This window comes from Xenorhabdus ehlersii (assembly GCF_003610465.1).
Taxonomy (GTDB): domain Bacteria; phylum Pseudomonadota; class Gammaproteobacteria; order Enterobacterales; family Enterobacteriaceae; genus Xenorhabdus; species Xenorhabdus ehlersii.
This window is the reverse complement of record NZ_RAQI01000003.1, coordinates 119,521-142,314: the sequence shown is the minus strand read 5'-3', so window position 1 is coordinate 142,314 and position 22,794 is coordinate 119,521. Positions and strand designations below refer to the sequence as shown.

The following is a 22,794-nucleotide window of genomic DNA, read 5'->3' as shown; positions in this document are numbered from 1 at the left end:
GAGATACAAAAAGGATTTGATTTTATTTAACGTATTGATTTTGATTATAAAAAAATCCAAGTAGAGAATAACAACAAATCTGGCGCAAGCCGCGTATTGCCTTGCACGAGGATACTTTTCTAAAACTAATACACAAGGTTATCCACAGGAATAGTGGATAACTCAGCAAAACCTATTAAGCATGGGTAGTTGCGGAGTTATCCCCACTTATAAATTTTTTCAATAGTGGAATATTTTTATGCTGCTTTGGGATTGACTCACGCTATTTGTTGATCAAAATTGGCTCAATCGTTGTTGAAATAAAACATCTTCTACGTAAGAACATCGATTAAAGAACAGCTCTAAACATCAATTTTAACTAACCCAAAGTAAACAATTAGTTAACCAAAGAATCAATAGTAATATATTTTCCTAGGTTATTTTTATCATATGATCCACTCAGATGAGGAATAACGCCTAGTAAAGGTGCGGGGATCATGCGCTCCAGTGTCTCCAGATAGGCAACCTGATGCTTGCCGGCTGGTTCAATTTCATTGGCAACCCAGCCTGCTAACTTTAGTCCAGCATACTGAATTGCCTTTGCGGTTAATACAGCATGGTTGATACAGCCCAATTTGACACCAACTGTCAAAATTACCGGTAAATTCTCCTGGATCACCCAATCGGCAAAAGTCGTATTTTCCGATAATGGCGTATACCATCCTCCTGCGCCCTCAACCAAAACCCAGTCAGATTTTTTTACCAGTACAGCCAAACCTTCCGATAAAACGGAAAAATCTATTGGTTGATTAAGTTCCGCACTTACAATGTGTGGCGATGTCGGTTCCATAAATACCAGAGGATTCACTTCCTGATAAGTTAGTGACACCGTGCTATTACGCTGTAAGGCCAGTGCATCACTATTACGAATTCCTTCTGATGTCATTTTACTTCCTGATGCCACAGGTTTATAACCGGCAGTCAAATATCCCTTCTTATTAGCAGCTTGCAGCAGAGCACAACTCACCACTGTTTTACCTACTTCAGTATCAGTTCCTGTAAGAAAATATTTACTTGTCACAATAAATGACTCCAAAAACAATTTGATAGCTTAATGGGTAATCCCCATTGTTTCGCGGGTATGCTTCTGCAAGGGTATTTAGACGTTTTCTCGTCATCAATCCCTGCTGACGACCATGATGAAGGTGTGTTGCACCAATCCCTTTTAGAGAATTCAGTAAGGGCAACAGTTGTGGATAGCGCTGGTAATATTTCCGATCAATAACTTTATGTCGATAGGGTTGACATGCCTGGATAATTATTTGCAATGGCAGAAATTGATTAATATGCCGATAATCATCCACTCTCGCCCACGCAGTTGCTAATTCATTCAGTGAACCCTGTGCAAGCGTGGAAAATACAATCAGCCCACCGGGACGGGTAACACGATAAAATTCGCGCAACGCACATGACAAATCATTGCACCATTGTACCACCAGGTTGCTGAAACAGATGTCGACGCTGTTATCCGCTAACCCCAAATGTTCAATATCTCCTTGCAAATAATAATCAGCAACGTGCTGCCCTTTTGCCTGGCCCAACATACCGGAAGCCAGATCCAGTGCGATAACTTGTTTACCCTGCTGTTTCCAACGAGCACTGAAAAAACCGGTTCCGCACCCTGCATCCAATACCCGCATACCGATATCTTCCGCTTGTGCCAATCCCATCAAATACTCACCGGTTTGCTGTTGCAACTTAGCCACAGTGTCATATTTGGCAGCCGCACGTCCAAAAGCACCGGCGATCGCTTCCTTGTCAACGGCTTTAACAACCAGAGCCATGCAACGCCTCCAGTAATGCATCAATGTCGTGTCGGGTATGGTTTGCTGTCAATGTAATACGCAATCGCGCACTGTCAGTGGGAACAGTGGGTGGAAGTATCGCTTTAACCCACACTTTTTGTTGCTTAAGTACATAAGACAGTGCGGTACAACGCTCATTGTCACCAACGATCAACGGCTGAATGGCCGTTTCTGAATTCATCAATACAAAAGGCAGATGCTGTGCTTCGCGACAAAAATAACGGATGTTGCTTTGCAACCGCTGACGCAATTCATCCCCAGCCCTGATTTGTCGTACTGCTTCGGACAGGGCCACTGCCTGCGCAGGTGGCATTGAGGTGCTGTAAATCAGATGCCTGGCATATTGGAGCAGGTATTCTGCGGTTTGTTCATCGCATAAAATTGCAGCTCCACTCAATCCAAATGCCTTGCCAAAAGTGACAATCAGAATCTCCGGTTTAACATTTTGCATCCAGCAACTGCCGCGCCCTTCATCACCGTGAATGCCGATACCGTGAGCATCATCCACCATCAACCAACTTGCCGTCGATTTCGCTTGCTGTGCAATAACGTTAAGTGGTGCATAATCTCCATCCATGCTAAAAACCCCTTCCGTGACCACCAGCGTTTTACCGAGACACGCTTTTGTCAAAAGTTGCTGCAAAGATCCCATATCATTGTGCAAAAAACGCCGAAGTTGTGCAGGAGAGTGCATTGCTGCTTCGAGCAACGACGCATGGCTCAGGCGATCAGCAATAATGCGATCTTCCCTTTCCATCAAGGCCGTAATCACGCCTTGATTAGCGGCATAACCGGAAATGAAAAGTAAAGCGCAAGGGTATCCCAACCATTCAGCCAATTGTTGCTCCAGAGTATGATGTGCCGCAGTGTAGCCCGTAACATGCCCTGAACCGCCACTGCCTACACCATATTGCTGGGCGCCTTGCTGCCAGGCAGCAATAATCTGGGGATGTTGGCTCAGCCCAAGATAATCGTTACTGGAAAAATTAAGATATTGGCCGTCCGAAGTGGACAATAAACGTCCATCAGATCCGTAATGGACTTGCCTGTTACGCCATAGCGGGATGCCCTGACGTTCGGTCAAACGTCGGGAGAGAAAGTCTGACCAACTCATCATATTGCCGCATTATAGAATTGTTCGTTATCAGCATCATGAATGATGGCTTCTGTCAAATTTTGCTGTTGTTGATTGTCACCAAATGCCGTCTTTGTCTGTTGAGGATTGATACCCAAACGGCGGAACAGTTGCAAATCTTTATCTTCATCCGGGTTTGGTGTGGTCAACAATTTACAACCGTAGAAAATAGAGTTAGCCCCTGCCATAAAGCACAGTGCCTGGGTTTGTTCATTCATCTGTTCACGTCCTGCGGATAAGCGGACGTGAGATTTTGGCATCATGATCCGTGCCACAGCAATGGTACGAATAAAATCAAAAGGATCGACATCTTCATTGTCTTCCAGTGGTGTTCCTTTGACTTTTACCAGCATATTAATTGGTACACTTTCCGGCGGCTTAGGTAGGTTTGCCAATTGCACCAATAATGCTGCCCGATCGCGAATTTGCTCACCCAAACCAACGATACCGCCGGAGCAGACTTTAATACCTGCATTTCGGATATTACCTAAAGTGTCCAGTCTGTCCTGATAACTGCGAGTGGTGATGATATTGCCGTAAAATTCTGGCGAGGTGTCCAGGTTATGGTTGTAATAGTCCAGACCTGCCTCCGCCAAACGCTGTGCCTGAGATTGGTTCAGCATTCCCAACGTCATACAGGTTTCCATTCCCAATGCCTTGACTTCCCTGACCATTTTTTCCAAATACGGCATGTCACGTTCATGCGGGTTTTTCCAGGCCGCCCCCATGCAGAAACGGGTTGAGCCCGCATTTTTCGCTTTGTACGCTGATTCAATAACTTTTTCCACTTCCATCAACCGCTCTTTTTCTAAGCCAGTTTTGTAACGGGAACTTTGTGGACAATATTTACAGTCTTCTGGACAAGCCCCCGTCTTTATCGAAAGCAGTGTACTGACCTGTACTTGTTGTGGGTCAAAATGTTCGCGATGTACCTGTTGTGCCTGAAATAATAATTCAAAAAAAGGTTTATCAAACAACGCCTGTGTTTGTCTAATTGTCCATTGTTGACGCTCGCTCACAATAACATCTCCGATGTAAAAAATGTTGTCAGTTTAAATAACCCCGTTATCATGTCAACCAAAATGAACCAAAAAAGGTTTACATCAAAGTTATTATGACTCCTTCAGATCTTGAATTTGACCAGCGCCATATTTGGCATCCGTATACCTCAATGACGGATCCACTTCCCACTTATCCTGTCGTATCAGCCACAGGTGTAGAGCTGGTTTTATCAGACGGGCGTACATTGATTGATGGTATGTCTTCATGGTGGGCGGCTATCCACGGTTATAATCATCCTGCCCTCAATGAGGCAGCAAAATCACAAATCGATAAGATGTCCCATGTTATGTTCGGTGGCATAACTCACCCTCCCGCGATTGCACTGTGCAAACAATTGGTGGCAATGACACCTGATTCTTTGGAGTGTGTTTTTTTGGCGGATTCAGGCTCTGTCGCCGTAGAAGTCGCCCTGAAAATGGCATTGCAATATTGGCAAGCCAAAAGGAAAAAACGCCATCGTTTCCTGACCCTGCGTCATGGTTATCATGGTGATACTTTTGGAGCCATGTCTGTCTGCGATCCAGACAACTCCATGCATAATCTGTACAAAGGCCATCTCCCCAATCATCTGTTTGCCGATGCTCCGCAATGCCAGTTTGATGATGAATGGCAAGCAGAGGATATCGATTCTTTAAAACGATTATTGCTGCAATATCATGATGAAATAGCCGCTGTGGTTTTAGAGCCTATTGTTCAGGGTGCTGGCGGGATGCGGATTTATCATCCTGAATATCTACGCCAGGTTCGTCAGCTTTGTAATGAATATCAGATATTGTTAATTGCAGATGAGATAGCGACCGGATTTGGACGGACTGGCAAGCTATTCGCCTGTGAACATGCACAGATCGAACCCGATATATTGTGCTTAGGCAAGGCATTGACGGGGGGATATATGACATTGTCCGCAACACTGACTACCCGCCACGTTGCTGAAACTATCAGCCAAGGTGAAGCGGGCTGTTTTATGCATGGCCCAACTTTTATGGGAAATCCTCTGGCTTGTGCCGTCGCCAGTGCCAATCTGAAATTGCTCGCTGATAGCCCGTGGCAACAGCGTATTCAATCAATTGAAACTCAATTAAAAGCAGAACTATTTCCCCTCAAATCACACAGTTTAGTCAAAGATGTTCGGGTGTTGGGCGCGATAGGTGTGGTTGAAATGAAACAGCCCGTAAATGTCGCTTCATTGCAACGCCATTTTGTTCAACATGGTGTATGGATCAGGCCATTTGGTCGGTTAATTTACCTGATGCCACCTTATATTATTCAAACAGAACAGCTAGCAAGACTGATAAAGGCAATTACTGATGCAATAAATTAAATAAGAATATATCCAGTCATATATCTCATTATATGACTGGAATAAAATTCATTTCCAAACGTCAATCACTGACAAATATTAATTACCAAAACAGAGGCTATTACATCACCTAAAAATAAATTATTTGGTATATTCATGACGTCACCACACTTATTTAAACAAAGAGGAAAATATCATGAATACAGAAAATTTAATCACACCTTCTAATGAAGAAATGCAAGATGTATTTGAACTATCTAAAAACAGGTATGAACAAGAAATTTTACATTATGAAAATCTGGCAAAAGAAAAGCCTGAATTAGCCCATCTGTTTGCAGAAACTGTCAAACCAGATTCATTAACCGGCTCTGCCCTGCAACAAACAGAATTTATCAGTGGGCATTTTAACATTAACACATATCATCAATATGGCAGTTATCCCTTTATCCAGGTATCTTCTTACCCTGCCATCATTGGACATCAACCAAATATAGGTAAAAAAACCAATTTCAATGGCTATATTCAGGGAGGATATAATACACCACTATTGAATTTTAATAATATTCATCTTGGCGGCGTCGTAAAATATCCTTATTCCATTATCAACACTCCATTAAATATTCAACTTTATATTTATCCAAGAAATATTATATTACGTCTTTTAAAAGGAAATGTTTATTTGGGAGATTTATATTCTGTACAACAGAATCACATATTAATCACATATCCTATTGTTTTATCTGGTATCGGAACTTTTAATTTGATCCAACATCAATAAATTTTATTAATTTTTTATCTTAAGTGGCAAAGGCGTATTCTCCAGTCACATAGGTTGCTATGTGACTGGAATCCTAAGTTTATAGTGACAATACCGTCACCCACATCGGGCCTTTGCCAACCGGATAGCGCGCCAGTTGCGTTAATTCCCCCGAATATTTGTCAATACGCGATACTGAAATATGGTCCGATTTCTGCCCCGATGCAATCAGGAAACGACCACTGTGATCAATGGCAAAACCACGAGGCTGAGTCTCTGTCGGATAATGCCCGACTAATGTCAGGTGATAACCATCTTCTGAAACGCGGAAATGGCTGATCAGGCTCTCTGAACGCTCACTGGTATAAAGGTGCCGACCATCCGGTGTAATGTGAATATCAGCCGACCAACGAACGTTGGAAAAATCTGTTGGTAACGAATCAATTGATTGCACAATACGATATTTTTCCCATTGACGCAGAACATCAACAGTTGAATCCAATTCATTAATGCAATAGGTGGCCTGTTTTTCCGGATGGAATGCCATATGACGGGGGCCTGCACCTGCTGCGGCCGTAATTTCATCTGTCCGGCTTTCTGTCAGATAACCCTGCTCATCCAAATTAAAAATACGAATATGATCTTCTTTCAGACAAGGAACCAACAATTGACGATTTTCCCGATCAATATTAGCAGAGTGTGGCGCTTGCAAACCTTCTACAATTTGGCCTGGTGCTTTAACGATCCCATGTTCATCAATAGGATGGACGCTTAAGTTATTGAAGCTGTAAGAAACAGAAAATAAAAAACGCCCTGTTCTGTCAGTGGATATATGAGTTGGGCTACCCGGCAATGGTGCAATGGCTTGCTGTTCAAGACATCCATCTGCCCCAATTGCATAAGTTACGATACTAAATTGAGGACGAATTCCCACATATAAGTGCTTGCCATCAGGATTGACAACCATTGGCTGTACTTCACCTGGCACATTTACGGTCTGGAGAAGCGAAAGTTCCCCTGTCACATTAAGCGACCATACGTGAATTTGTCGGCTATTTGGGCTGGCTGTATAAACCACCTGTTTCATGTTCTCTCCTTAATGCTTCATTGCCATTTCATTGATCTGTAAAGATTCTGGAAAAATTTTAACTACTAAACTGCCTATATGACGGTTTAACTATATTCAACTAACGTATAATATTTTGTTGATATCATAGACAACTTAGAGGCCAACCCATGTCGTATCGCGTTATCGCACTGGATCTAGATGGAACTCTGCTCGATCCACAAAAACGTATTCTGCCAGAATCACTGGCAGCCCTAAATGAAGCCAGCCAATCAGGTATCAAAGTTTTGATTGTAACCGGACGCCATCATGTCGCCATCCATCCTTTCTATCAAGCATTGCAACTCGATACGCCTGCCATCTGCTGCAATGGGGCTTATTCATATGATTATCATGCAAAGAAAGTATTGGCCTCTAATCCACTCTCCGCTCAAGAAGCTTCGCAAGCACTTTCCTATCTGCAAGGCACGGAAGTTCAGCATCTGATGTATGTTGATGATGCCATTTTATATCAATTTCCTCACACTGTAGTCCGAACCCTTGCATGGTCGGATTCCTTGCCTGAACACCAGCGCCCTAATGTCCACCAAACAGATAATTTTCAAGATGCAATCCATAATGTGAATTCGATTTGGAAGTTTGCCACCAGCTCATCCAATTTAGTGAAACTGCGCGAGATTAGTGACCAAATTGAGGAAAATGTTGGCCTTGAGTGTGAATGGTCATGGTTTGATCAGGTTGATATCGCCAAGAAAGGCAATAGCAAAGGCATGCGGTTACAACAATGGGTGGAATCGCAAGGCATGAGTATGAAAGATGTGATTGCTTTTGGTGATAATTATAACGATCTCAGTATGCTGGAGAACGTTGGGTTGGGCGTCGCGATGGGTAATGGCGTTGATGCCGTCAAAGAACGCGCAGATATTGTCACACGGGACAATACCCAACCCGGCATTGCTGAAGTTCTGAGAAAATACGTACTGTAATTCAATCCAACGGGAGCAAATCAGTCCACTGCTCTGCTCCCTATATATAACGTCCTATATATTTATAAGTGACGATTCAACGAAACACTTTTTATCTGTACATACAACCATTGCCCTGCCCGCAGATTAAGCTCTTCCCGCGCCCACGGCGTAATTCTTGCCCATAGGCAATGTTCACTCAGTGCTAATTTGATATCAACCTGACCATTATCTTCGAAAAACTCAATGACTTTGACTTGCAAGGTGTTACGGATGCTACTGGCTTTTGGTGGCTCCAAGACCAACGAAACATCGGATGCATCAATACGGATACGCAGATCAGTTCCTGGAGAAACATTAACTTGTGGCAACCAAAGAAGTTTGTCAGCCACCGCAACTGCGGTCATTTGATAACGTTGATGATGTTCCATCACAGAAACTTTCAGTATGCTACCTAGACTCTCTTTTTGCAGCCACGGACGCAGTGCACTGCTCGACCAGACTTCTTCCAAGGTTCCTGTTGCCCTGATTTTTCCGTTGTCCATGACAATAACATTCTCTGCCAAACGTAAAATTTCATCCAAACTGTGACTGACATAAAGGATCGGGATTTTGACGTCTTCGGACAGCTTTTCAAGATAAGGTAATAACTCGCGTTTACGCGGTAAATCTAATGATGCCAGCGGTTCATCCATAAGCAGGATTTCAGGAGCAGTCAATAATGCACGGCCAATCGCTACTCTCTGTCTTTCTCCACCAGATAATGTGATGGGGAAACGTGACAGTAAATGTTCAATTCCCAACAGGCCAATGATGCTGTCAAACTGGGGTTTCATCTCTGGTGCCATGCCGTACTGTAAGTTTCCCTTCACGCGATAATGCGGGAAAAGGCGCGCATCCTGAAAAACATAACCAATTCGGCGCTTCTCTGGTGGCACAAAGATATTTTGCTCTGTATCCACTAAGGTAGCGCCGTTTAAAACAATGCGACCTTTTTGTGGACGGCTCAATCCCGCAATCACATTGATCAGTGAGGTTTTTCCTGCCCCCGAAAGACCAAATATGGCAGTGATACTTTCCGTTGGTAAAGTAGTATCCACCTGCATGTGCAGCTCACCCAAGCGCTGCTCAAAATCCAGCTCTAACATGCTGCCCCCAAACGTTTTCTACCCCAACGTGTCAACCACTCGGAAAGCATTAATGAAATCAGTGCCAAGACAATAGCAATGACGCACAAACGGGCTGCGGCGGTTTCAGCGCCTGGCGTTTCTATCAAGGTATACATGGCAAGAGGAATGGTTCGGGTCTCCCCCGGAATATTGGAAACAAAGGTAATGGTGGCACCAAATTCTCCCAATGAACGGGCGAACGCCAATACCGCACCAACAATGATGCCAGGTAATGACAATGGCAAAATAATGGTGAAAAAGACTTTAAACGAACCTGCCCCCAAAGTACGGGCAGCCTGTTCCAGGCGCCGATCAATGCTTTCCAATGACAACCGAATGGCCCTGACCATCAGCGGAAAAGCTACCACAGCCGAAGCTAATGCCGCCCCTGTCCAATTAAATGCAAAACTGACACCAAACCAGTCATAAAGGAATTCTCCTATGACCCCGCGCCGCCCCATGCTGATGAGCAACAGATATCCCACCACTACTGGTGGTAATACCAGTGGTAGATGAATAATGCTGTCAAGCAGGGATTTACCAACAAACTGGCAACGAGCCAGCATCCATGCCATTAAGATCCCAAATGGCAAACTGAATAGCACAGCAATCGCTGAGATTTTTAAGCTCAATAAAATTGCCTGCCACTCATATTCACTTAACATCTCCAAAAGATCAGTTCCTACAGTGGACTAAAGCCGTAACGTTTAAAAATGGCAGCGGCTTCAGGGGTTTTAAGGTAATCATAAAAATCGCGAACCGCCTGTCTTTCATGACCTTTGATTATTGCCATCGGATATTCCACCCGTTTATGGCTTTCAGGTGGGAAAACACCCACAACTTTCACCTTATTGCTGGCAACGGCATCAGAGCCATAAACAATGCCCAGCGGGACTTCGGCTCGTTCTACCAAGGCCATACCACTACGCACATTGTTAGTACGTGCCATCAGTGGATTAACCGTATCCCATGCATTCAAATATTGCAGCGATTCTTTAGCATAAATACCAACTGGTACATGATCAGGATCGCCAACCGCTAATCGCCCTCCTGCCAGCAAAGATTTCCATTTTGTTTCTCGGTTGATCTCAACTTGATCCAAGTTACTTTCTTTAGGGGCAATCAGGACAAGCTGGTTACCCAACAAGGTATGACGAGTATTTTCGGCAATTAATTGTTTGTCAGTAGCATAATTCATCCACTGTTGATCGGCAGAAATGAAAATATCCGCAGGTGCTCCCTGCACTATCTGACGTGCCAGTGTTGATGATGAAGCATAGGAGGCAACAATATCGCCCCGTTTCTCTTTTTTATACTGTGCCGCAATATCATCCAATGCATTGGTTAATGAAGCAGCCGCAAAAACCGTCACCTTATCTGCGGCCCAGACATTCCCGACAAGCGCAAAAGTGACCGCAGCCCCTGCCAGCAACTGATAAACTTTATTTTTCATTTTACACTCACCTAAGATAATCAATATGGTGCGTTGTATATAACAAGATACAACGTTAAATGAAAACGCCATTCTTAGATTAATCGGCAAGTTGTGAGTTAGTTTTAGTTTTTATGTTGATCTCAATGCAACAATTACATATGAAAAGTTGCATATGAAGAGAAGACAGGAATTGATGATTACCCGGATAACCGGGTAATAGAAATTGTAAAGCTCAAGACTATCGACTGGTATTTTCTGTTTTGGAGATAAGATTGAATAATCCTCCAAGCCCGTAAATCAACGCCAAAATAGCCGCCATCACCACGGGGACCATGATCAGCGCAAATCCCATACTTTTAAGCAATTCAAACATGCTAACCTCATATCCTGAGTGACTAACAAATTAACTGTGTCATATCTGAATCTGACATAACACAGACGTTAATTGGGTTATTCTAGACAATAAAACAGTAACAGTAACCGACGAAACGTGCGATTCTTATGGTTCTGTTGTAAAAACTTTCAAATAGTTGCCCTAAATAAACCACTATGCAAGCCCAAATATTATTAACACTAAAATTGCAACAACGTCTGTTCGCTGATCCCCGACGAATTGCGTTGCTTAAGCAAATTAAAATCACGGGTTCTATCAGCCAAGGCGCAAAACAGACTAGGATCAGCTATAAAAGTGCCTGGGATGCCATCAATGAAATGAATCAGCTCGCCGATGAAATCCTGGTGGAACGTGCCACGGGTGGAAAAGGCGGCGGCGGTGCCCAACTTACCCATTATGGCGAACGTCTGTTGCAGCTTTATGATTTGCTGGAGAAAATTCAACAAAAAGCGTTTGATGTTTTAAAAGAGGATTCCCTGCCTCTGGATAGCTTGCTTGCGGCTATATCTCGTTTTTCGTTACAAACCAGTGCCCGAAATCAATTTTTTGGTACGATCATTGAACGTAGCCACGCAAATATTCAACAACATGTTCGGGTTCTGCTGGCAGATGGTAAAACATCAATCTATGCGGCTGTCACGGAACAAAGTGCCAATCGGCTGAATTTAGTTACCGGAAAAGAAGTACTGGTGTTAATTAAAGCGCCGTGGATAACCTTAACTAAACATGCTCCTTCTGTCCCATTCGATAATATCCTATCCAGCCAGGTGAGCCATATTGAAACAGGAACAGAATACAGTGAAATTATTCTGACACTTGATGGCGGTGAATCCCTTTGTGTTACGTTATCTAATCAGGAAGTAACCCATTTGCAACTCCAGCCCCGCGATTCTGTCACCGCACTTTTCAATGCCGACAAAGTGATTATTGCTACCCTATGTTAAATCGATTGCAAAAATGATTAACTCTCAATGAATAACAAATAGCTACACATTGACATTGAACATTATTCCGCTTATTTCTGATGATCCTTTAATTGATGTTGCTTAAAAAGGAAGAAAAATGTCTGAATTGCAAATAACGCAAGGTAGTTTCCGTTTAAGTGACACCCGTACCCTACGGCTACCGTCGCTGAAAATTATTTCTGGGGAAAGTTGGGCTTTTGTTGGCGCAAATGGCAGTGGAAAATCTTCATTAGCTCGTGCACTGTCGGATGAATTAATCCAACTGGCAGGTGACCGTCATTGTTCGTTTCGCACACCAATACGTCTATCTTTCGAACAATTACAGAAACTGATTGATGAAGAGTGGCAACGCAACAATACAGATTTGCTCAGTGAAGGAGAAGAGGATACTGGGCGTACTGCCGCAGACATCATCCAACTTCACCATAAAGACAATGAATTGTGCCTCGAATTAAGCGAATATTTTGGTATTAAGGATCTACTCTCACGACGATTCAAATACCTTTCAACAGGGGAAGTTCGTAAGGTTTTGCTATGTCAGGCATTAATGGTAAACCCAGATCTGCTTATCCTTGATGAACCTTTTGATGGGCTAGATAATTATGCCCGCAATCAACTTTCCCAATTGTTGAGTTCTCTGGCTGCAAAAGGCATTACTTTAGTTTTAATCTTAGCCCGATTCCATGAAATTCCTGATTTTGTCGAACAAGTCGGTGTATTGGCGGATTGTCACCTGACGCTGGCCGGAAAGAAAAAACGCATTTTAGCAGAGTCTCTCGTGGCACAGTTAGCACACAGTGAAGGGCTAAAAAACATTCGTCTTCCCGAAACAGATGAATACCGGACTGATGGACAACTTCCAGCTGATCAACCGTTAGTGTCAATGCGTGATGTTATTGTCCAATACAATGATAAACCCATTTTGCACGGCTTAAGCTGGCAAGTGAATCCTAATGAACACTGGCAAATCATCGGTGAAAATGGCGCTGGAAAATCGACACTCCTCAACCTGATTACGGGCGATCACCCCCAAGGTTACAGCAATGAGTTAATATTATTTGGCCGCCAACGGGGAAGTGGTGAAACGATTTGGGACATCAAACGTTATATTGGTTATGTCAGTAACAGTATTCATCTGGGGTATCGTGTCAGTACCAACGTTCGGAATGTTATTCTATCGGGTTTCTTCGATTCAATAGGACTCTATCAGGCCGTTTCAGATCGGCAGCAACAGTTAGCCGATGAGTGGCTGGATTTATTGGGGCTATCGGGAGCAACAGCAACTAGCTCCTTTCATAGTTTGTCATGGGGGCAACAGCGGTTAGTTTTGATTGCCCGTGCTCTGGTGAAGCATCCCGCTTTATTGATCTTGGATGAACCTTTACAAGGGCTTGATCCTCTAAACCGCCAGTTAGTCCTGCGCTTCATTGATATCATGATTGCTCATGGTGATACGCAGCTTCTGTTTGTTTCTCATCATCAAGAAGATGCGCCACAGTGCATTACCCATCGCCTGCGATTTATTTCTGACGGTGATATTTATCGGTATGAAACTGAAAATATTTCCTTAGAATCGCTGTAATTTTCATTCTTCGCTCAATATATGACTATGATCCCTCTCTTGATGGAGAGGGGTTCCTGTTACCGTTCTATTTAATCACTCTTTAATAAAATCAAGTCATATTTTTTTGATATTTTTTATTATTATTTTTGAATTTTTTAACCATTACTATAAAATCACCGTCCATTTTTAGACTATTTCATTGGTTTTTTTAAAGATAATAGGGAATTATATGGCTTGGGCATTACTTGCCATTGCATTGGCGCTTTTAGAGAGTCGCCAGAAAATTGCTTTTTTCGTCGCGCTCTTCGCTATCATTGTTGGGATCAGCACTAACGTACTTACCTATCCCGCTATAATCACGCTGACAGTGATAACTCTTTTAGGTATGGCATATATTTATTGCCAAAAAAACAGCAAAAAACATTTTGTCCCCAAAATCGTTATAGAGCTGTTATTGCTCATTGGTGGTATTTTACTGTTTGTGCATTACATTCCAGGATTCCATAACCTCAAGTATCTGGATAAAGTGCAGGCAGGCCCGCTCAGCGCTCCTTTTTCAATGTATTTCAACTTTGACAAGGCGCTGCTACCATTTATCCTGATATTTTGTATGCCTACTCTGTTCACCAGAAAACCTTTGGCTAATGCACCTGCTCATGGATGGGCATTATTGATCGCAGCTATTCCAGCATTATTATGGCTTGCAACCGTATTAGGTGGATTGTCCGTTGAACTCCATTTACCTAATTGGTTCCCTGCTTTTGTTATTGCTAATCTTTTCTTTGTCTCTTTGGCTGAAGAAGCGCTGTTTCGTGGCTATATTCAGCAGAAGCTCAGTCAATGGATGAATCCTTACTTAGCCCTTGTCATTACCTCCCTGCTGTTTGGCGCTGCCCATTTTGCGGGCGGTGGTTTGCTGGTGATTTTTGCTACGCTGGCAGGATTAATTTATGGCCTGACCTGGCTGTGGAGTGGGCGTTTATGGGTGGCTGTTGCTTTCCATTTTTCACTCAATCTGATGCATCTGCTATTTTTCACCTACCCAATAAAATCAGTAGTCATGCACTAAACTGAATTCCATTTGATCTGAATTGTCTCCTTCTATTCGGGGACGGTTCAGATCATAAACTCCCCGCTATCCCCTTCTTTCCGGATATATAATCGCCGTAATTATCACCAAACATGATTTAAAACAGGAGATACGAGACTATTGTTTGCCGTTTTAGCCTGTCGCGCCATATAATGCCCGCAGCGATCTTTTCATTTTGTATTAAAAAGTACTGATAGGAGTTTAAGCTATGGCTGTAACTAAACTGGTTCTTGTAAGGCACGGAGAAAGCGAGTGGAACAAAGAGAACCGTTTTACTGGCTGGACTGACGTTGAATTGTCCGACAAAGGCCGCTCTGAAGCACAACAAGCTGGTCAACTATTGAAAGAAGAAGGTTTTACTTTTGATTTCGCCTATACTTCCGTTCTAAAGCGTGCTATTCACACTTTGTGGAATATTCTGGACCAAGTTGATCAGCAATGGCTACCTGTTGAGAAAAGCTGGAAACTGAATGAACGTCACTACGGCGCATTACAAGGTCTGGATAAAGCAGAAACCGCAGCCAAATACGGCGATGATCAAGTTAAATTGTGGCGTCGTGGCTTCGCTATTACTCCTCCTGATTTGACCAAAGATGATGAACGTTACCCAGGCCACGATCCTCGTTACGCCAGCCTGAAACCAGAAGAACTCCCAGTCACTGAAAGCCTTGCTACTACTATTGAGCGTGTTATTCCTTATTGGGAAGAAGTTATCAAGCCTCGTGTAGAAAAAGGCGAAAAAGTCATTATCGCTGCTCACGGTAACTCCCTGCGGGCATTGGTAAAGTATCTGGATAATATGAGTGAAGAAGAAATTCTTGAACTGAACATTCCAACTGCTGTACCACTGGTTTATGAGTTTGATGAGAACATGAAACCTATCAAACACTATTATCTAGGCAACGCTGATGAAATCGCGGCAAAAGCGGCGGCAGTTGCAAATCAGGGTAAAGCGAAGTAATCCTCAACGGTCGCATAAAAAGAATGTTAAAAGCCGGATTGATTTCCGGCTTTTTTATGGTATTTTTGCGATAAATTAACTTCTGCGGCTCTGGACGGCCTGAGACAACTGGAACAGTAACGCTTCTGTATCTTCCCAGCCAATACAACCGTCAGTCACACTTTGACCATACACCAAAGGCTTATCACTCTCCAGACTTTGGTTTCCTTCAACCAGATGACTTTCAACCATAACACCAATGATCGCATTTTCACCACCCGCAATCTGGCCGCAGACATCAACACCGACATCCATTTGTCTTTTGAACTGCTTCGCGCTATTTGCATGGCTGAAATCAATCATCACGCAGGGAGCCAAACCCGCTTTTTTTAACCCTTCTTTAACGGCACTGACATGTTCGGCACTGTAATTAGGCTCTTTGCCACCACGCAGAATAATGTGGCAATCTTGATTGCCTATTGTATTCACAATCGCGGAGTGACCCCATTTCGTGACAGACAAGAAACAGTGCGATGAACTCGCTGAATTAATCGCATCAATAGCGACTTTGATCGTTCCATCTGTGCCATTTTTGAAACCAACCGGGCAGGACAACCCCGATGCCAACTCGCGATGAATTTGAGACTCCGTTGTACGTGCCCCTATTGCGCCCCAGCTCATGAGATCTGCTAAATACTGAGGAGTAATCATATCCAGGAATTCGCCTGCCGCAGGTAACCCCATATTATTAATATCGAGCAATAACTTACGGGCAGTACGTAATCCGCCATTGATATTAAAACTGCAATCCATGCTTGGATCGTTAATCAACCCTTTCCAGCCGATAGTTGTGCGGGGCTTTTCAAAGTAAACCCGCATGATAATTTCCAAATCGGCTTTCAATTCTTCACGTAATTTATTCAAGCGCGCTGCATATTCTAACGCCGCTTGTGGATCATGAATTGAACATGGACCAATCACTACCAATAGACGATCATCTTCACCAATTAAAATATTATGAATAGATTCACGTGCCTTACGAACAGTAATAGCACTCTCTTCTGTGGCCGGAAATTTTTCGAGTAATGCAACTGGTGGTAATAATTCTGTTATTTTTCTTATTCTTATATCGTCATTCTGGTAATTCATTATCCTTTCACCTAATACGTTTACAGTTATTTAAAATAATTTTGTGATCTCAATCTAACTGTTAGGCGTTGTTCTGTAAATAATCTTTGTGAGTAAAAATAGAATACTTTTTTATGGAAAATGCCATTGAGAGTAAAAATGATGTTAATTCAAATAAATAGACAAATAAGAAGAAAGTGTTTTGTAGAAAAATATCAAATAACAGGCCATAGAACGTTAATTATCTATGGCCGATGATCGCTTTTAATTTACATTTTCTTTTGGTTGTTATCCGCTTGTTTCGCTGCCTTGATCCACAGGCGAGCACCATTTAATGCAATACCTGTCAAAATAATATATTGCAGCGACATCGCCAAAACACCTTGATAGTAATAAATCACGACACTGATAACATCTATGATGACCCAAATCAGCCAGTTTTCTACATACTTACGCGTCATCAGTATCATTGCCACAATGGATAATACTGTCATCACTGAATCCCAGAATGGGAAAGCATCAGGCTGTAAATCAGGCATGATGATATTAAAGCCTATTCCCTGTAGAGCAAGCACCACCACTTTTGCCATATAACCAAATACTTGATCGATATTAAATGTCATGATCAATATGGCAAAGATGGAAACCGCGGCAACAACAGCCATCTGTTTAGGGTTGAGCCACCGGATTTTAAGCTCTATTTGTTTTTGCTCATTGACTCGGCTCCATGCATACCAACCATAGATATTGGCCGCGAAGAAAAAGATTTGCAGAATGAGGCTAGCGTAGAGTTGAATTTGAAAGAAGATGACAGCGAAGAGTGAGACATTAATTAATCCAAACAGGTAATTAATGATTTTCTCCTGACTAGCGAGCCAAATACATAACAGCCCTGCTATCGTACCAATCGCTTCAATATATGAAAGGTTATAGCCGCCCGTTCCTAGTGGTATATGCACTAATATGTTATCAATGTTGAAAAAATCCATACTTTCTTATCCTTACCATAAATAATGTTTAGTATATCAATACAACAAACATGAAATTACGAGATAATTAGGCTATTTTGCTCTTTTCTGTTTTACATACTAAACAAGATAGCGAATTTAAGAAAAAAAGTCTTTAATTATTTTAAAGATTTAAAAACGATAAGGAAAAAATGTGAAGTCGGTAATCAACTTATTAAGCTATCTGCTGCGATCAATTGATTAAAAGTCAACTGTTCTACTGACTGAGTTAACGACTTATCTAAGGAGTGTTTGAGTTAAGAATCTAGATGGTGGGTCGTGCAGGATTCGAACCTGCGACCAATTGATTAAAAGTCAACTGCTCTACCGACTGAGCTAACGACCCATCTAAGGAGTACTTGAGTGAGAGTTTAGATGGTGGGTCGTGCAGGATTCGAACCTGCGACCAATTGATTAAAAGTCAACTGCTCTACCGACTGAGCTAACGACCCATCTAAACCTGTTTGGCAGTTATCTTTGCCAACGGCGGCATATATTACTGATTTCTCAGTGTGACGCAATGTTTATTTTAGAAAACTTGTTTAAATGCTTATTAAGCAGTCAATCATCCCCCAAAAGACCGATATCTGACCTTTCGGGGATAATTATTACATCCCGGAAAGCTTTTTCCCGGCCATTTTTGCTGCATTAGTACCAGGATATTGCTTAACCACCTGCTGATAAACCGCCTTCGCTTTATCCTTTTGCCCCTTTTCCTGCATGATTAAACCAACTTTATACAGGGAATCACTGCTTTTTTGTGACTTGGGATAATCTTTCACGACAGTGGCAAAATAATAAGCCGCATCGTCTTTCTTGCCTTTGTTGTAATTCAACTGCCCTAACCAATAATTGGCATTCGGCAAATATTTAGACTTGGGATAGGTTTTAGCAAAGTTTTGAAATGCGACAATCGCTTTATCATATTCTTTGGTGTTGATAGCCAAAGAAACGGCAGCATCGTAATCACTTTTTTCACTTCCTGTACTCGCTGACACAGCAGATTGTTTATTCCCAGCAGGTGCCGAAGATACAGCATTACGATTTTCTGGCTCTGAACTCTCTGCACTGGATGGATTGGTGATTTTATCCAATTGCAGATAAAGATCTTTTTGGCGTTCAATGATCTGATTTAATTGATACTGGTTTTCCTGAATTTGACCACGGAGTGTATCGATATCACGTTGAGAATCAGAAAGCTGTTGCTGGAGCTGAGTTAATAATTGACTATGAGCGTCAGAAATACGCTCTAATTGGGAGAGGCGCTCATCGGTGGAGCCTGAGCCGACATTACTGATTGGCGCTCGGGCGGTAGCGGCCCAAGGAGCCGCTACGCCAACCAATAACGACAGACCCAACATATAACGTCTGAAGTTACTGTTCATGCATTACTCTTAGTATACGATCACAGCGCGACGGTTTTTCGCATATGCTGCTTCGTCATGGCCAAGTACAGCTGGTTTTTCTTTACCGTAAGAAACGATAGCAAGCTGATCAGCGGAAACGCCTTTGCCTTGCAGATACATTTTCACTGCGTTCGCACGACGCTCACCCAGAGCAATGTTGTACTCTGGAGTACCACGCTCGTCCGCGTGACCTTCGATAGTCACTTTAACAGATGGGTTAGTACGCAGGAAGGCAGCGTGTGCATCCAACATCTGAGCAAATTCGCTGTTGATGTCATACTTATCGAAACCGAAGTATACGATGTTGTTGTTTTGCAGCTCTTGCATCTGCTGACGTGCTAATTCTTCAGCAGACAGAGTCTTAGAAGAATTATCAACAGTGCTTACACCAGACTGATCATTATTGCCAGTTTTGTTAGAACTACACGCTGCTACGGCCATGATTGGTAAAGCTAACATCAGCCCTTTTAGCACTTTGTTCAGTTGCATCTCTTTGATCCTTTTATAGTTTGCCATACATATTATTATGCATCACAGATACGGCGACCAGGCAGGGAATTTTACCTGTCCATCGGTAGCCGGAAGACGCGCTTTGAAACGCCCATCAGTCGAAACTAGCTGCAATACAGTTCCCCACCCTTGAGTGGAGCTATAAATCACCATAGTGCCATTAGGTGCGATGCTCGGCGTTTCATCCAGAAACGTATCTGTCAAGACTTGGACAGATCCCGTTGCCAGATCTTGTTTGGCGATATGCTGACTGCCACCCGCTGAGCTAACCATCACAATAAAACTACCGTCAGGGCTAACATCTGCATCTTGGTTTTGTGGTCCTTCCCAAGTTAGGCGTTGTGGAGCACCGCCATTAATATCGATTTTATACAATTGTGGACGCCCACCCTGATCTGAGGTATAGACCAGTGTCTGGTTATCTGGCATCCAGCTTGGCTCAGTATTATTACTGCGGCCATCAGTGATCTGACGGATTTGGCCAGACGCTAAATCCATCACGTAAAGATTCAAACTGCCGGTTTTAGATAATGCAAAAGCAAGTTTAGTTCCATCCGGAGAAAATGCGGGAGCTCCGTTATGGCGAGGGAACGAAGCTACCTGACGAACAGCACCTGTTGCCAGTGTTTGAATAATCAGCGTAGAGCGACCACCTTCAAATGTAACATAGGCAAGTTTGGAAGCATCTGGCGACCAGGCTGGTGACATCAATGGGTCCGGTGAGCTATGTACGGTAAATTGATTATAACCATCATAATCAGAAACACGCAGCTCATCTCGATTCTTACCCGCACTGTTATTTTTAACGACATAAGCTATACGAGTAGTAAATGCACCTCTAATACCTGTCAGTTTTTCAAATACCTGATTACTGGCTGTGTGTGCCGCGAAACGTAACCATTTCTTTTCAACTGTGAATTGTTCTTGCGCCAAGACCGTTCCTGGCGCACCAGCAACGTCAACAAGCTGATAAGAAACCAGGAATTTACCATCTGCACTGGGTTGAATATGTCCAACAACGACTGAATCGATCCCTAACGCCGCCCATGCCGCAGGCGTCACCTCTGATGCAGTAGTCGGTTGTTGCGGCATACGAGCAGAATCAATCGGATTAAATTTCCCACTATTTCTCAAATCCGCGGCAATAATTGAACCAATATTTTCAGGTGACTCGCCCGCTCCAGTCCATTTAAATGGGACAATCCCAATAGGACGAGCAGAATCAACACCCTGCGTAATTTCAATGCGAACCTCTGCATGAGCAAGTGCTGCCCACATCACCAGAAAGCCCAGTATGACTTTAAACATCTGTTTAAAAGTTTGCTTCATCATCTCTCCCTTATCGCGATCTTTTATCTGCCGCAATAATCCGCCGGATTCTAACAAACGCCAACAAACAAAACTAGATACCTAAATAAAATCTAATAATTTTGTTTGTACATCTAAATTATTCGAAAGTTTGCTTAGAGCATAACGATTATCTACCAAACATTTAACTTACTGCGGTTTAAATTCTAGCGTGAAATTCTTAAAATATTCATAAACCTCTTTGCTTGGTGGAGGCGGCATTTTTTTTGCCAAATTAGCGGCGGTAATTGCAGCTCGACATAACGCCGGATCACCCGCTCCTGCTTTGATATCAATCAGTAATCCATCTGGCGCCAGCTTTATATTTAAATCACAAGTACGACCAATATACAGGTTCGAATCGTAAAATTTACTCTCTATTGCAGCCTGAACTTTCCCCAGATAACTATTAATATCTTGTTGAGAAAGACCACTTTTCTTACCGCCACCTTTTCCTGCCGCAGCCGCTCCCCCCGGCTTAGGTGTATTAGACGTTAATCCACCTAACAGATCATTAACCGTTTGAGCTTGTTTTGCTGCTTCTATCTTGGCTTTTGCTTTTTTAGCCTCTGCTTCTGCCTTAGCTTTCTCTTCTGCTGCTGCCTTGGCCTTAGCTTCGGCTTCCGCTTTAGCTTTTGCCTCAGCCGCCGCTTTACGTTTTGCCACCTCTTCCGCTTCTTTCTTCGCTTGGGCTTCCGCTTTCTGTCGGGCTTCAACTTGCTCTTTTAGAATTCGTTCTTTTTCTGCCAGTGCTTTTGCCGCCGCTTCTTCTGCCTGCTTTTGATCTTCACGCGCTTTGGCAGCGGCGGCATCAGCCTGCTCCTGCTCTTCACGTGCTTTAGCAGCAGCAACTTCAGATTGTTTTTTCTGCGCTTCAGCTTCTTGCAATGCTTTAATTCGCTCTTCTTCAGCCGCTTTCAAGCGTTCCTGTTCTTCCGCCTGTCTTGCCCGCAATTCAGCCGCTTGTTGCTCAGCTTTTTTCTTCCGCTGTTGTTCAGCTAACTTTGCATTGGCCTGTTGCTGTTGCTGCTGGTTATATTGCTGCACGACCGCATTCGGATCAACCATAACTGCATCAATGACAGTACCACTTTGTCCACCGCCCCCCATTTCTGTTTTTTGCACCAAAGAACCCCAAATCAGAAATCCGATCAGGATAATGTGCAATATTACCGAAATGATAATAGCGCGATTCAGCCTATTATTTTGCTCGCTTGTCTTTCCCACGCTCGACATCCAGAAACTTTAAGTGACAGCCGTTGTCAGGCGCCGATAGGCTGAGTCATTAAGCCCACCGATTTAACACCTGCCTGACGAAGCATATTCAACGCTTTGATAATTTCATCATAAGGAACTTCCTTAGAACCACCGATCAAGAAAATCGTTTTCGGATTGGCTTTCATCACGGTTTGAGCTTCTGCAACGATTTGCTGTTCAGGTAATAATTCCAAGCGTTCCTGATTAACAATCATGCTGTACTGCCCTACCCCAGAAACTTCCACAATGACCGGCGGATTATCAGTGCTGGAAACTGTCTTTGAATCCACCGAATCAGGTAAATCAACTTCCACACTTTGCGTGATAATCGGTGCTGTTGCCATGAAAATAAGCAGCAATACCAGCAACACGTCCAGCAAGGGGACGATATTGATCTCGGATTTTAGCTCACGTCTGCGACTACGAGTGCGCGCCATTCGCTGATTTCCCCTT

At 43.1% G+C, this 22,794-nt stretch carries 23 protein-coding genes and 2 tRNA genes; 7 read left to right on the top strand and 18 right to left on the bottom strand.

Annotated features, from left to right (window positions below; genetic code table 11):
- Positions 1-376: 376 nt before the first annotated feature.
- The 4 genes from bioD to bioB are packed head-to-tail and all read right to left on the bottom strand — an operon-like array spanning position 377 to position 3,998.
- Positions 377-1,060, bottom strand: a complete 684-nt coding sequence (bioD, locus tag BDE27_RS10950) for a dethiobiotin synthase (protein WP_099131172.1) — start codon at positions 1,058-1,060, stop codon at positions 377-379.
- Positions 1,050-1,823, bottom strand: coding sequence for a malonyl-ACP O-methyltransferase BioC (bioC, locus tag BDE27_RS10945; protein ID WP_099131171.1), 774 nt, complete (start codon positions 1,821-1,823; stop codon positions 1,050-1,052). The genes bioD and bioC overlap by 11 nt, the downstream gene beginning before the upstream one ends.
- Positions 1,807-2,958 (bottom strand): 8-amino-7-oxononanoate synthase, encoded by a 1,152-nt coding sequence (gene bioF, locus BDE27_RS10940; RefSeq protein WP_099131170.1) that lies wholly within the window; start codon positions 2,956-2,958, stop codon positions 1,807-1,809. Before bioF ends, bioC begins: the two co-directional genes overlap by 17 nt.
- Positions 2,958-3,998 carry a biotin synthase BioB gene (bioB, locus tag BDE27_RS10935; RefSeq protein ID WP_099131169.1) on the bottom strand — a complete coding sequence of 347 codons (1,041 nt, stop codon included), beginning with the start codon at positions 3,996-3,998 and terminating at the stop codon, positions 2,958-2,960. Before bioB ends, bioF begins: the two co-directional genes overlap by 1 nt.
- A gap of 95 nt (positions 3,999-4,093) precedes the next feature.
- Between bioB and bioA the strand changes: the two genes are divergently transcribed.
- Together bioA and BDE27_RS10925 are read left to right on the top strand one after the other, a co-directional pair.
- Positions 4,094-5,362, top strand: a complete 1,269-nt coding sequence (gene bioA, locus BDE27_RS10930) for an adenosylmethionine--8-amino-7-oxononanoate transaminase (RefSeq protein ID WP_099131168.1) — start codon at positions 4,094-4,096, stop codon at positions 5,360-5,362.
- A 175-nt stretch (positions 5,363-5,537) separates the two neighbouring features.
- The gene (locus BDE27_RS10925) at positions 5,538-6,119 is read left to right on the top strand and encodes a hypothetical protein (protein WP_099131167.1); all 582 of its coding nucleotides are present in this window, start codon (positions 5,538-5,540) and stop codon (positions 6,117-6,119) included.
- A 79-nt stretch (positions 6,120-6,198) separates the two neighbouring features.
- Here BDE27_RS10925 and pgl read toward each other — a convergent pair whose 3' ends face one another.
- Positions 6,199-7,185, bottom strand: coding sequence for a 6-phosphogluconolactonase (pgl, locus tag BDE27_RS10920; protein ID WP_099131166.1), 987 nt, complete (start codon positions 7,183-7,185; stop codon positions 6,199-6,201).
- A gap of 149 nt (positions 7,186-7,334) precedes the next feature.
- Here pgl and BDE27_RS10915 point away from each other — a divergent pair, with 149 nt between their 5' ends.
- Positions 7,335-8,150: a pyridoxal phosphatase gene (locus tag BDE27_RS10915; protein ID WP_099131165.1), complete on the top strand. Its 816-nt coding sequence runs from the start codon at positions 7,335-7,337 to the stop codon at positions 8,148-8,150.
- Positions 8,151-8,212: 62 nt separating this feature from the next.
- Here BDE27_RS10915 and modC read toward each other — a convergent pair whose 3' ends face one another.
- The 4 genes from modC to BDE27_RS10895 form a co-directional block, all read right to left on the bottom strand.
- Entirely contained in the window at positions 8,213-9,277 is a 1,065-nt protein-coding gene (modC, locus tag BDE27_RS10910) for a molybdenum ABC transporter ATP-binding protein ModC (protein ID WP_099131164.1), read from the bottom strand.
- Positions 9,271-9,963: a molybdate ABC transporter permease subunit gene (gene modB, locus BDE27_RS10905; RefSeq protein WP_099131163.1), complete on the bottom strand. Its 693-nt coding sequence runs from the start codon at positions 9,961-9,963 to the stop codon at positions 9,271-9,273. Before modB ends, modC begins: the two co-directional genes overlap by 7 nt.
- Before the next feature lie 17 nt (positions 9,964-9,980).
- Entirely contained in the window at positions 9,981-10,751 is a 771-nt protein-coding gene (gene modA / locus BDE27_RS10900) for a molybdate ABC transporter substrate-binding protein (RefSeq protein ID WP_099131162.1), read from the bottom strand.
- Between the two features lie 220 nt (positions 10,752-10,971).
- The gene (locus tag BDE27_RS10895) at positions 10,972-11,106 is read right to left on the bottom strand and encodes an AcrZ family multidrug efflux pump-associated protein (RefSeq protein ID WP_074018394.1); all 135 of its coding nucleotides are present in this window, start codon (positions 11,104-11,106) and stop codon (positions 10,972-10,974) included.
- A 176-nt stretch (positions 11,107-11,282) separates the two neighbouring features.
- Here BDE27_RS10895 and modE point away from each other — a divergent pair, with 176 nt between their 5' ends.
- The 4 genes from modE (at position 11,283) to gpmA (ending at position 15,707) form a co-directional block, all read left to right on the top strand.
- Complete coding sequence (gene modE / locus BDE27_RS10890) at positions 11,283-12,071, top strand: molybdenum-dependent transcriptional regulator (RefSeq protein WP_099131161.1); 789 nt, start codon at positions 11,283-11,285, stop codon at positions 12,069-12,071.
- Positions 12,072-12,189: 118 nt separating this feature from the next.
- Positions 12,190-13,674: a molybdate ABC transporter ATP-binding protein ModF gene (gene modF, locus BDE27_RS10885; protein ID WP_099131160.1), complete on the top strand. Its 1,485-nt coding sequence runs from the start codon at positions 12,190-12,192 to the stop codon at positions 13,672-13,674.
- 211 nt (positions 13,675-13,885) lie between these two features.
- A complete protein-coding gene (locus tag BDE27_RS10880) occupies positions 13,886-14,725 on the top strand; it encodes a CPBP family intramembrane glutamic endopeptidase (protein WP_099131159.1) in 840 nt (279 codons plus the stop codon).
- A 229-nt stretch (positions 14,726-14,954) separates the two neighbouring features.
- On the top strand, positions 14,955-15,707 hold the full coding sequence (gene gpmA, locus BDE27_RS10875; RefSeq protein ID WP_074018398.1) for a 2,3-diphosphoglycerate-dependent phosphoglycerate mutase: 753 nt from the start codon (positions 14,955-14,957) through the stop codon (positions 15,705-15,707).
- Positions 15,708-15,782: 75 nt separating this feature from the next.
- On the opposite strand, the gene aroG is transcribed toward gpmA, so the two are convergent.
- The 9 genes from aroG to tolR form a co-directional block, all read right to left on the bottom strand.
- Positions 15,783-16,835 (bottom strand): 3-deoxy-7-phosphoheptulonate synthase AroG, encoded by a 1,053-nt coding sequence (gene aroG, locus BDE27_RS10870; RefSeq protein ID WP_099131158.1) that lies wholly within the window; start codon positions 16,833-16,835, stop codon positions 15,783-15,785.
- 248 nt (positions 16,836-17,083) lie between these two features.
- Entirely contained in the window at positions 17,084-17,803 is a 720-nt protein-coding gene (pnuC, locus tag BDE27_RS10865; protein WP_099131157.1) for a nicotinamide riboside transporter PnuC, read from the bottom strand.
- A 288-nt stretch (positions 17,804-18,091) separates the two neighbouring features.
- Positions 18,092-18,167 (bottom strand) — tRNA-Lys (locus BDE27_RS10860).
- A 30-nt stretch (positions 18,168-18,197) separates the two neighbouring features.
- Positions 18,198-18,273, bottom strand: a tRNA-Lys gene (locus BDE27_RS10855).
- Positions 18,274-18,429: 156 nt separating this feature from the next.
- On the bottom strand, positions 18,430-19,182 hold the full coding sequence (gene cpoB / locus BDE27_RS10850) for a cell division protein CpoB (RefSeq protein WP_370588214.1): 753 nt from the start codon (positions 19,180-19,182) through the stop codon (positions 18,430-18,432).
- A 33-nt stretch (positions 19,183-19,215) separates the two neighbouring features.
- Complete coding sequence (pal, locus tag BDE27_RS10845; RefSeq protein WP_047770281.1) at positions 19,216-19,716, bottom strand: peptidoglycan-associated lipoprotein Pal; 501 nt, start codon at positions 19,714-19,716, stop codon at positions 19,216-19,218.
- A 42-nt stretch (positions 19,717-19,758) separates the two neighbouring features.
- The gene (gene tolB, locus BDE27_RS10840) at positions 19,759-21,045 is read right to left on the bottom strand and encodes a Tol-Pal system beta propeller repeat protein TolB (RefSeq protein ID WP_420882887.1); all 1,287 of its coding nucleotides are present in this window, start codon (positions 21,043-21,045) and stop codon (positions 19,759-19,761) included.
- 189 nt (positions 21,046-21,234) lie between these two features.
- Positions 21,235-22,311 carry a cell envelope integrity protein TolA gene (tolA, locus tag BDE27_RS10835; RefSeq protein ID WP_167450585.1) on the bottom strand — a complete coding sequence of 359 codons (1,077 nt, stop codon included), beginning with the start codon at positions 22,309-22,311 and terminating at the stop codon, positions 21,235-21,237.
- Between the two features lie 35 nt (positions 22,312-22,346).
- Complete coding sequence (gene tolR / locus BDE27_RS10830; RefSeq protein WP_099131153.1) at positions 22,347-22,778, bottom strand: colicin uptake protein TolR; 432 nt, start codon at positions 22,776-22,778, stop codon at positions 22,347-22,349.
- Between the last annotated feature and the right edge of the window lie 16 nt (positions 22,779-22,794).

Coding starts and splice junctions, on each gene's coding strand:
- BDE27_RS10925 (WP_099131167.1), top strand. CDS start 5,538: ATGAATACAGAAAATTTAATCACACCTTCTAATGAAGAAATGCAAGAT.
- aroG (WP_099131158.1), bottom strand. CDS start 16,835: ATGAATTACCAGAATGACGATATAAGAATAAGAAAAATAACAGAATTA.
- BDE27_RS10895 (WP_074018394.1), bottom strand. CDS start 11,106: ATGTTTGAATTGCTTAAAAGTATGGGATTTGCGCTGATCATGGTCCCC.
- bioC (WP_099131171.1), bottom strand. CDS start 1,823: ATGGCTCTGGTTGTTAAAGCCGTTGACAAGGAAGCGATCGCCGGTGCT.
- modB (WP_099131163.1), bottom strand. CDS start 9,963: ATGTTAAGTGAATATGAGTGGCAGGCAATTTTATTGAGCTTAAAAATC.
- cpoB (WP_370588214.1), bottom strand. CDS start 19,182: ATGTTGGGTCTGTCGTTATTGGTTGGCGTAGCGGCTCCTTGGGCCGCT.
- tolB (WP_420882887.1), bottom strand. CDS start 21,045: ATGTTTAAAGTCATACTGGGCTTTCTGGTGATGTGGGCAGCACTTGCT.
- tolR (WP_099131153.1), bottom strand. CDS start 22,778: ATGGCGCGCACTCGTAGTCGCAGACGTGAGCTAAAATCCGAGATCAAT.
- pal (WP_047770281.1), bottom strand. CDS start 19,716: ATGCAACTGAACAAAGTGCTAAAAGGGCTGATGTTAGCTTTACCAATC.
- modA (WP_099131162.1), bottom strand. CDS start 10,751: ATGAAAAATAAAGTTTATCAGTTGCTGGCAGGGGCTGCGGTCACTTTT.
- BDE27_RS10880 (WP_099131159.1), top strand. CDS start 13,886: ATGGCTTGGGCATTACTTGCCATTGCATTGGCGCTTTTAGAGAGTCGC.
- BDE27_RS10915 (WP_099131165.1), top strand. CDS start 7,335: ATGTCGTATCGCGTTATCGCACTGGATCTAGATGGAACTCTGCTCGAT.
- modC (WP_099131164.1), bottom strand. CDS start 9,277: ATGTTAGAGCTGGATTTTGAGCAGCGCTTGGGTGAGCTGCACATGCAG.
- bioF (WP_099131170.1), bottom strand. CDS start 2,958: ATGAGTTGGTCAGACTTTCTCTCCCGACGTTTGACCGAACGTCAGGGC.
- bioA (WP_099131168.1), top strand. CDS start 4,094: ATGACTCCTTCAGATCTTGAATTTGACCAGCGCCATATTTGGCATCCG.
- pgl (WP_099131166.1), bottom strand. CDS start 7,185: ATGAAACAGGTGGTTTATACAGCCAGCCCAAATAGCCGACAAATTCAC.
- pnuC (WP_099131157.1), bottom strand. CDS start 17,803: ATGGATTTTTTCAACATTGATAACATATTAGTGCATATACCACTAGGA.
- gpmA (WP_074018398.1), top strand. CDS start 14,955: ATGGCTGTAACTAAACTGGTTCTTGTAAGGCACGGAGAAAGCGAGTGG.
- modF (WP_099131160.1), top strand. CDS start 12,190: ATGTCTGAATTGCAAATAACGCAAGGTAGTTTCCGTTTAAGTGACACC.
- modE (WP_099131161.1), top strand. CDS start 11,283: ATGCAAGCCCAAATATTATTAACACTAAAATTGCAACAACGTCTGTTC.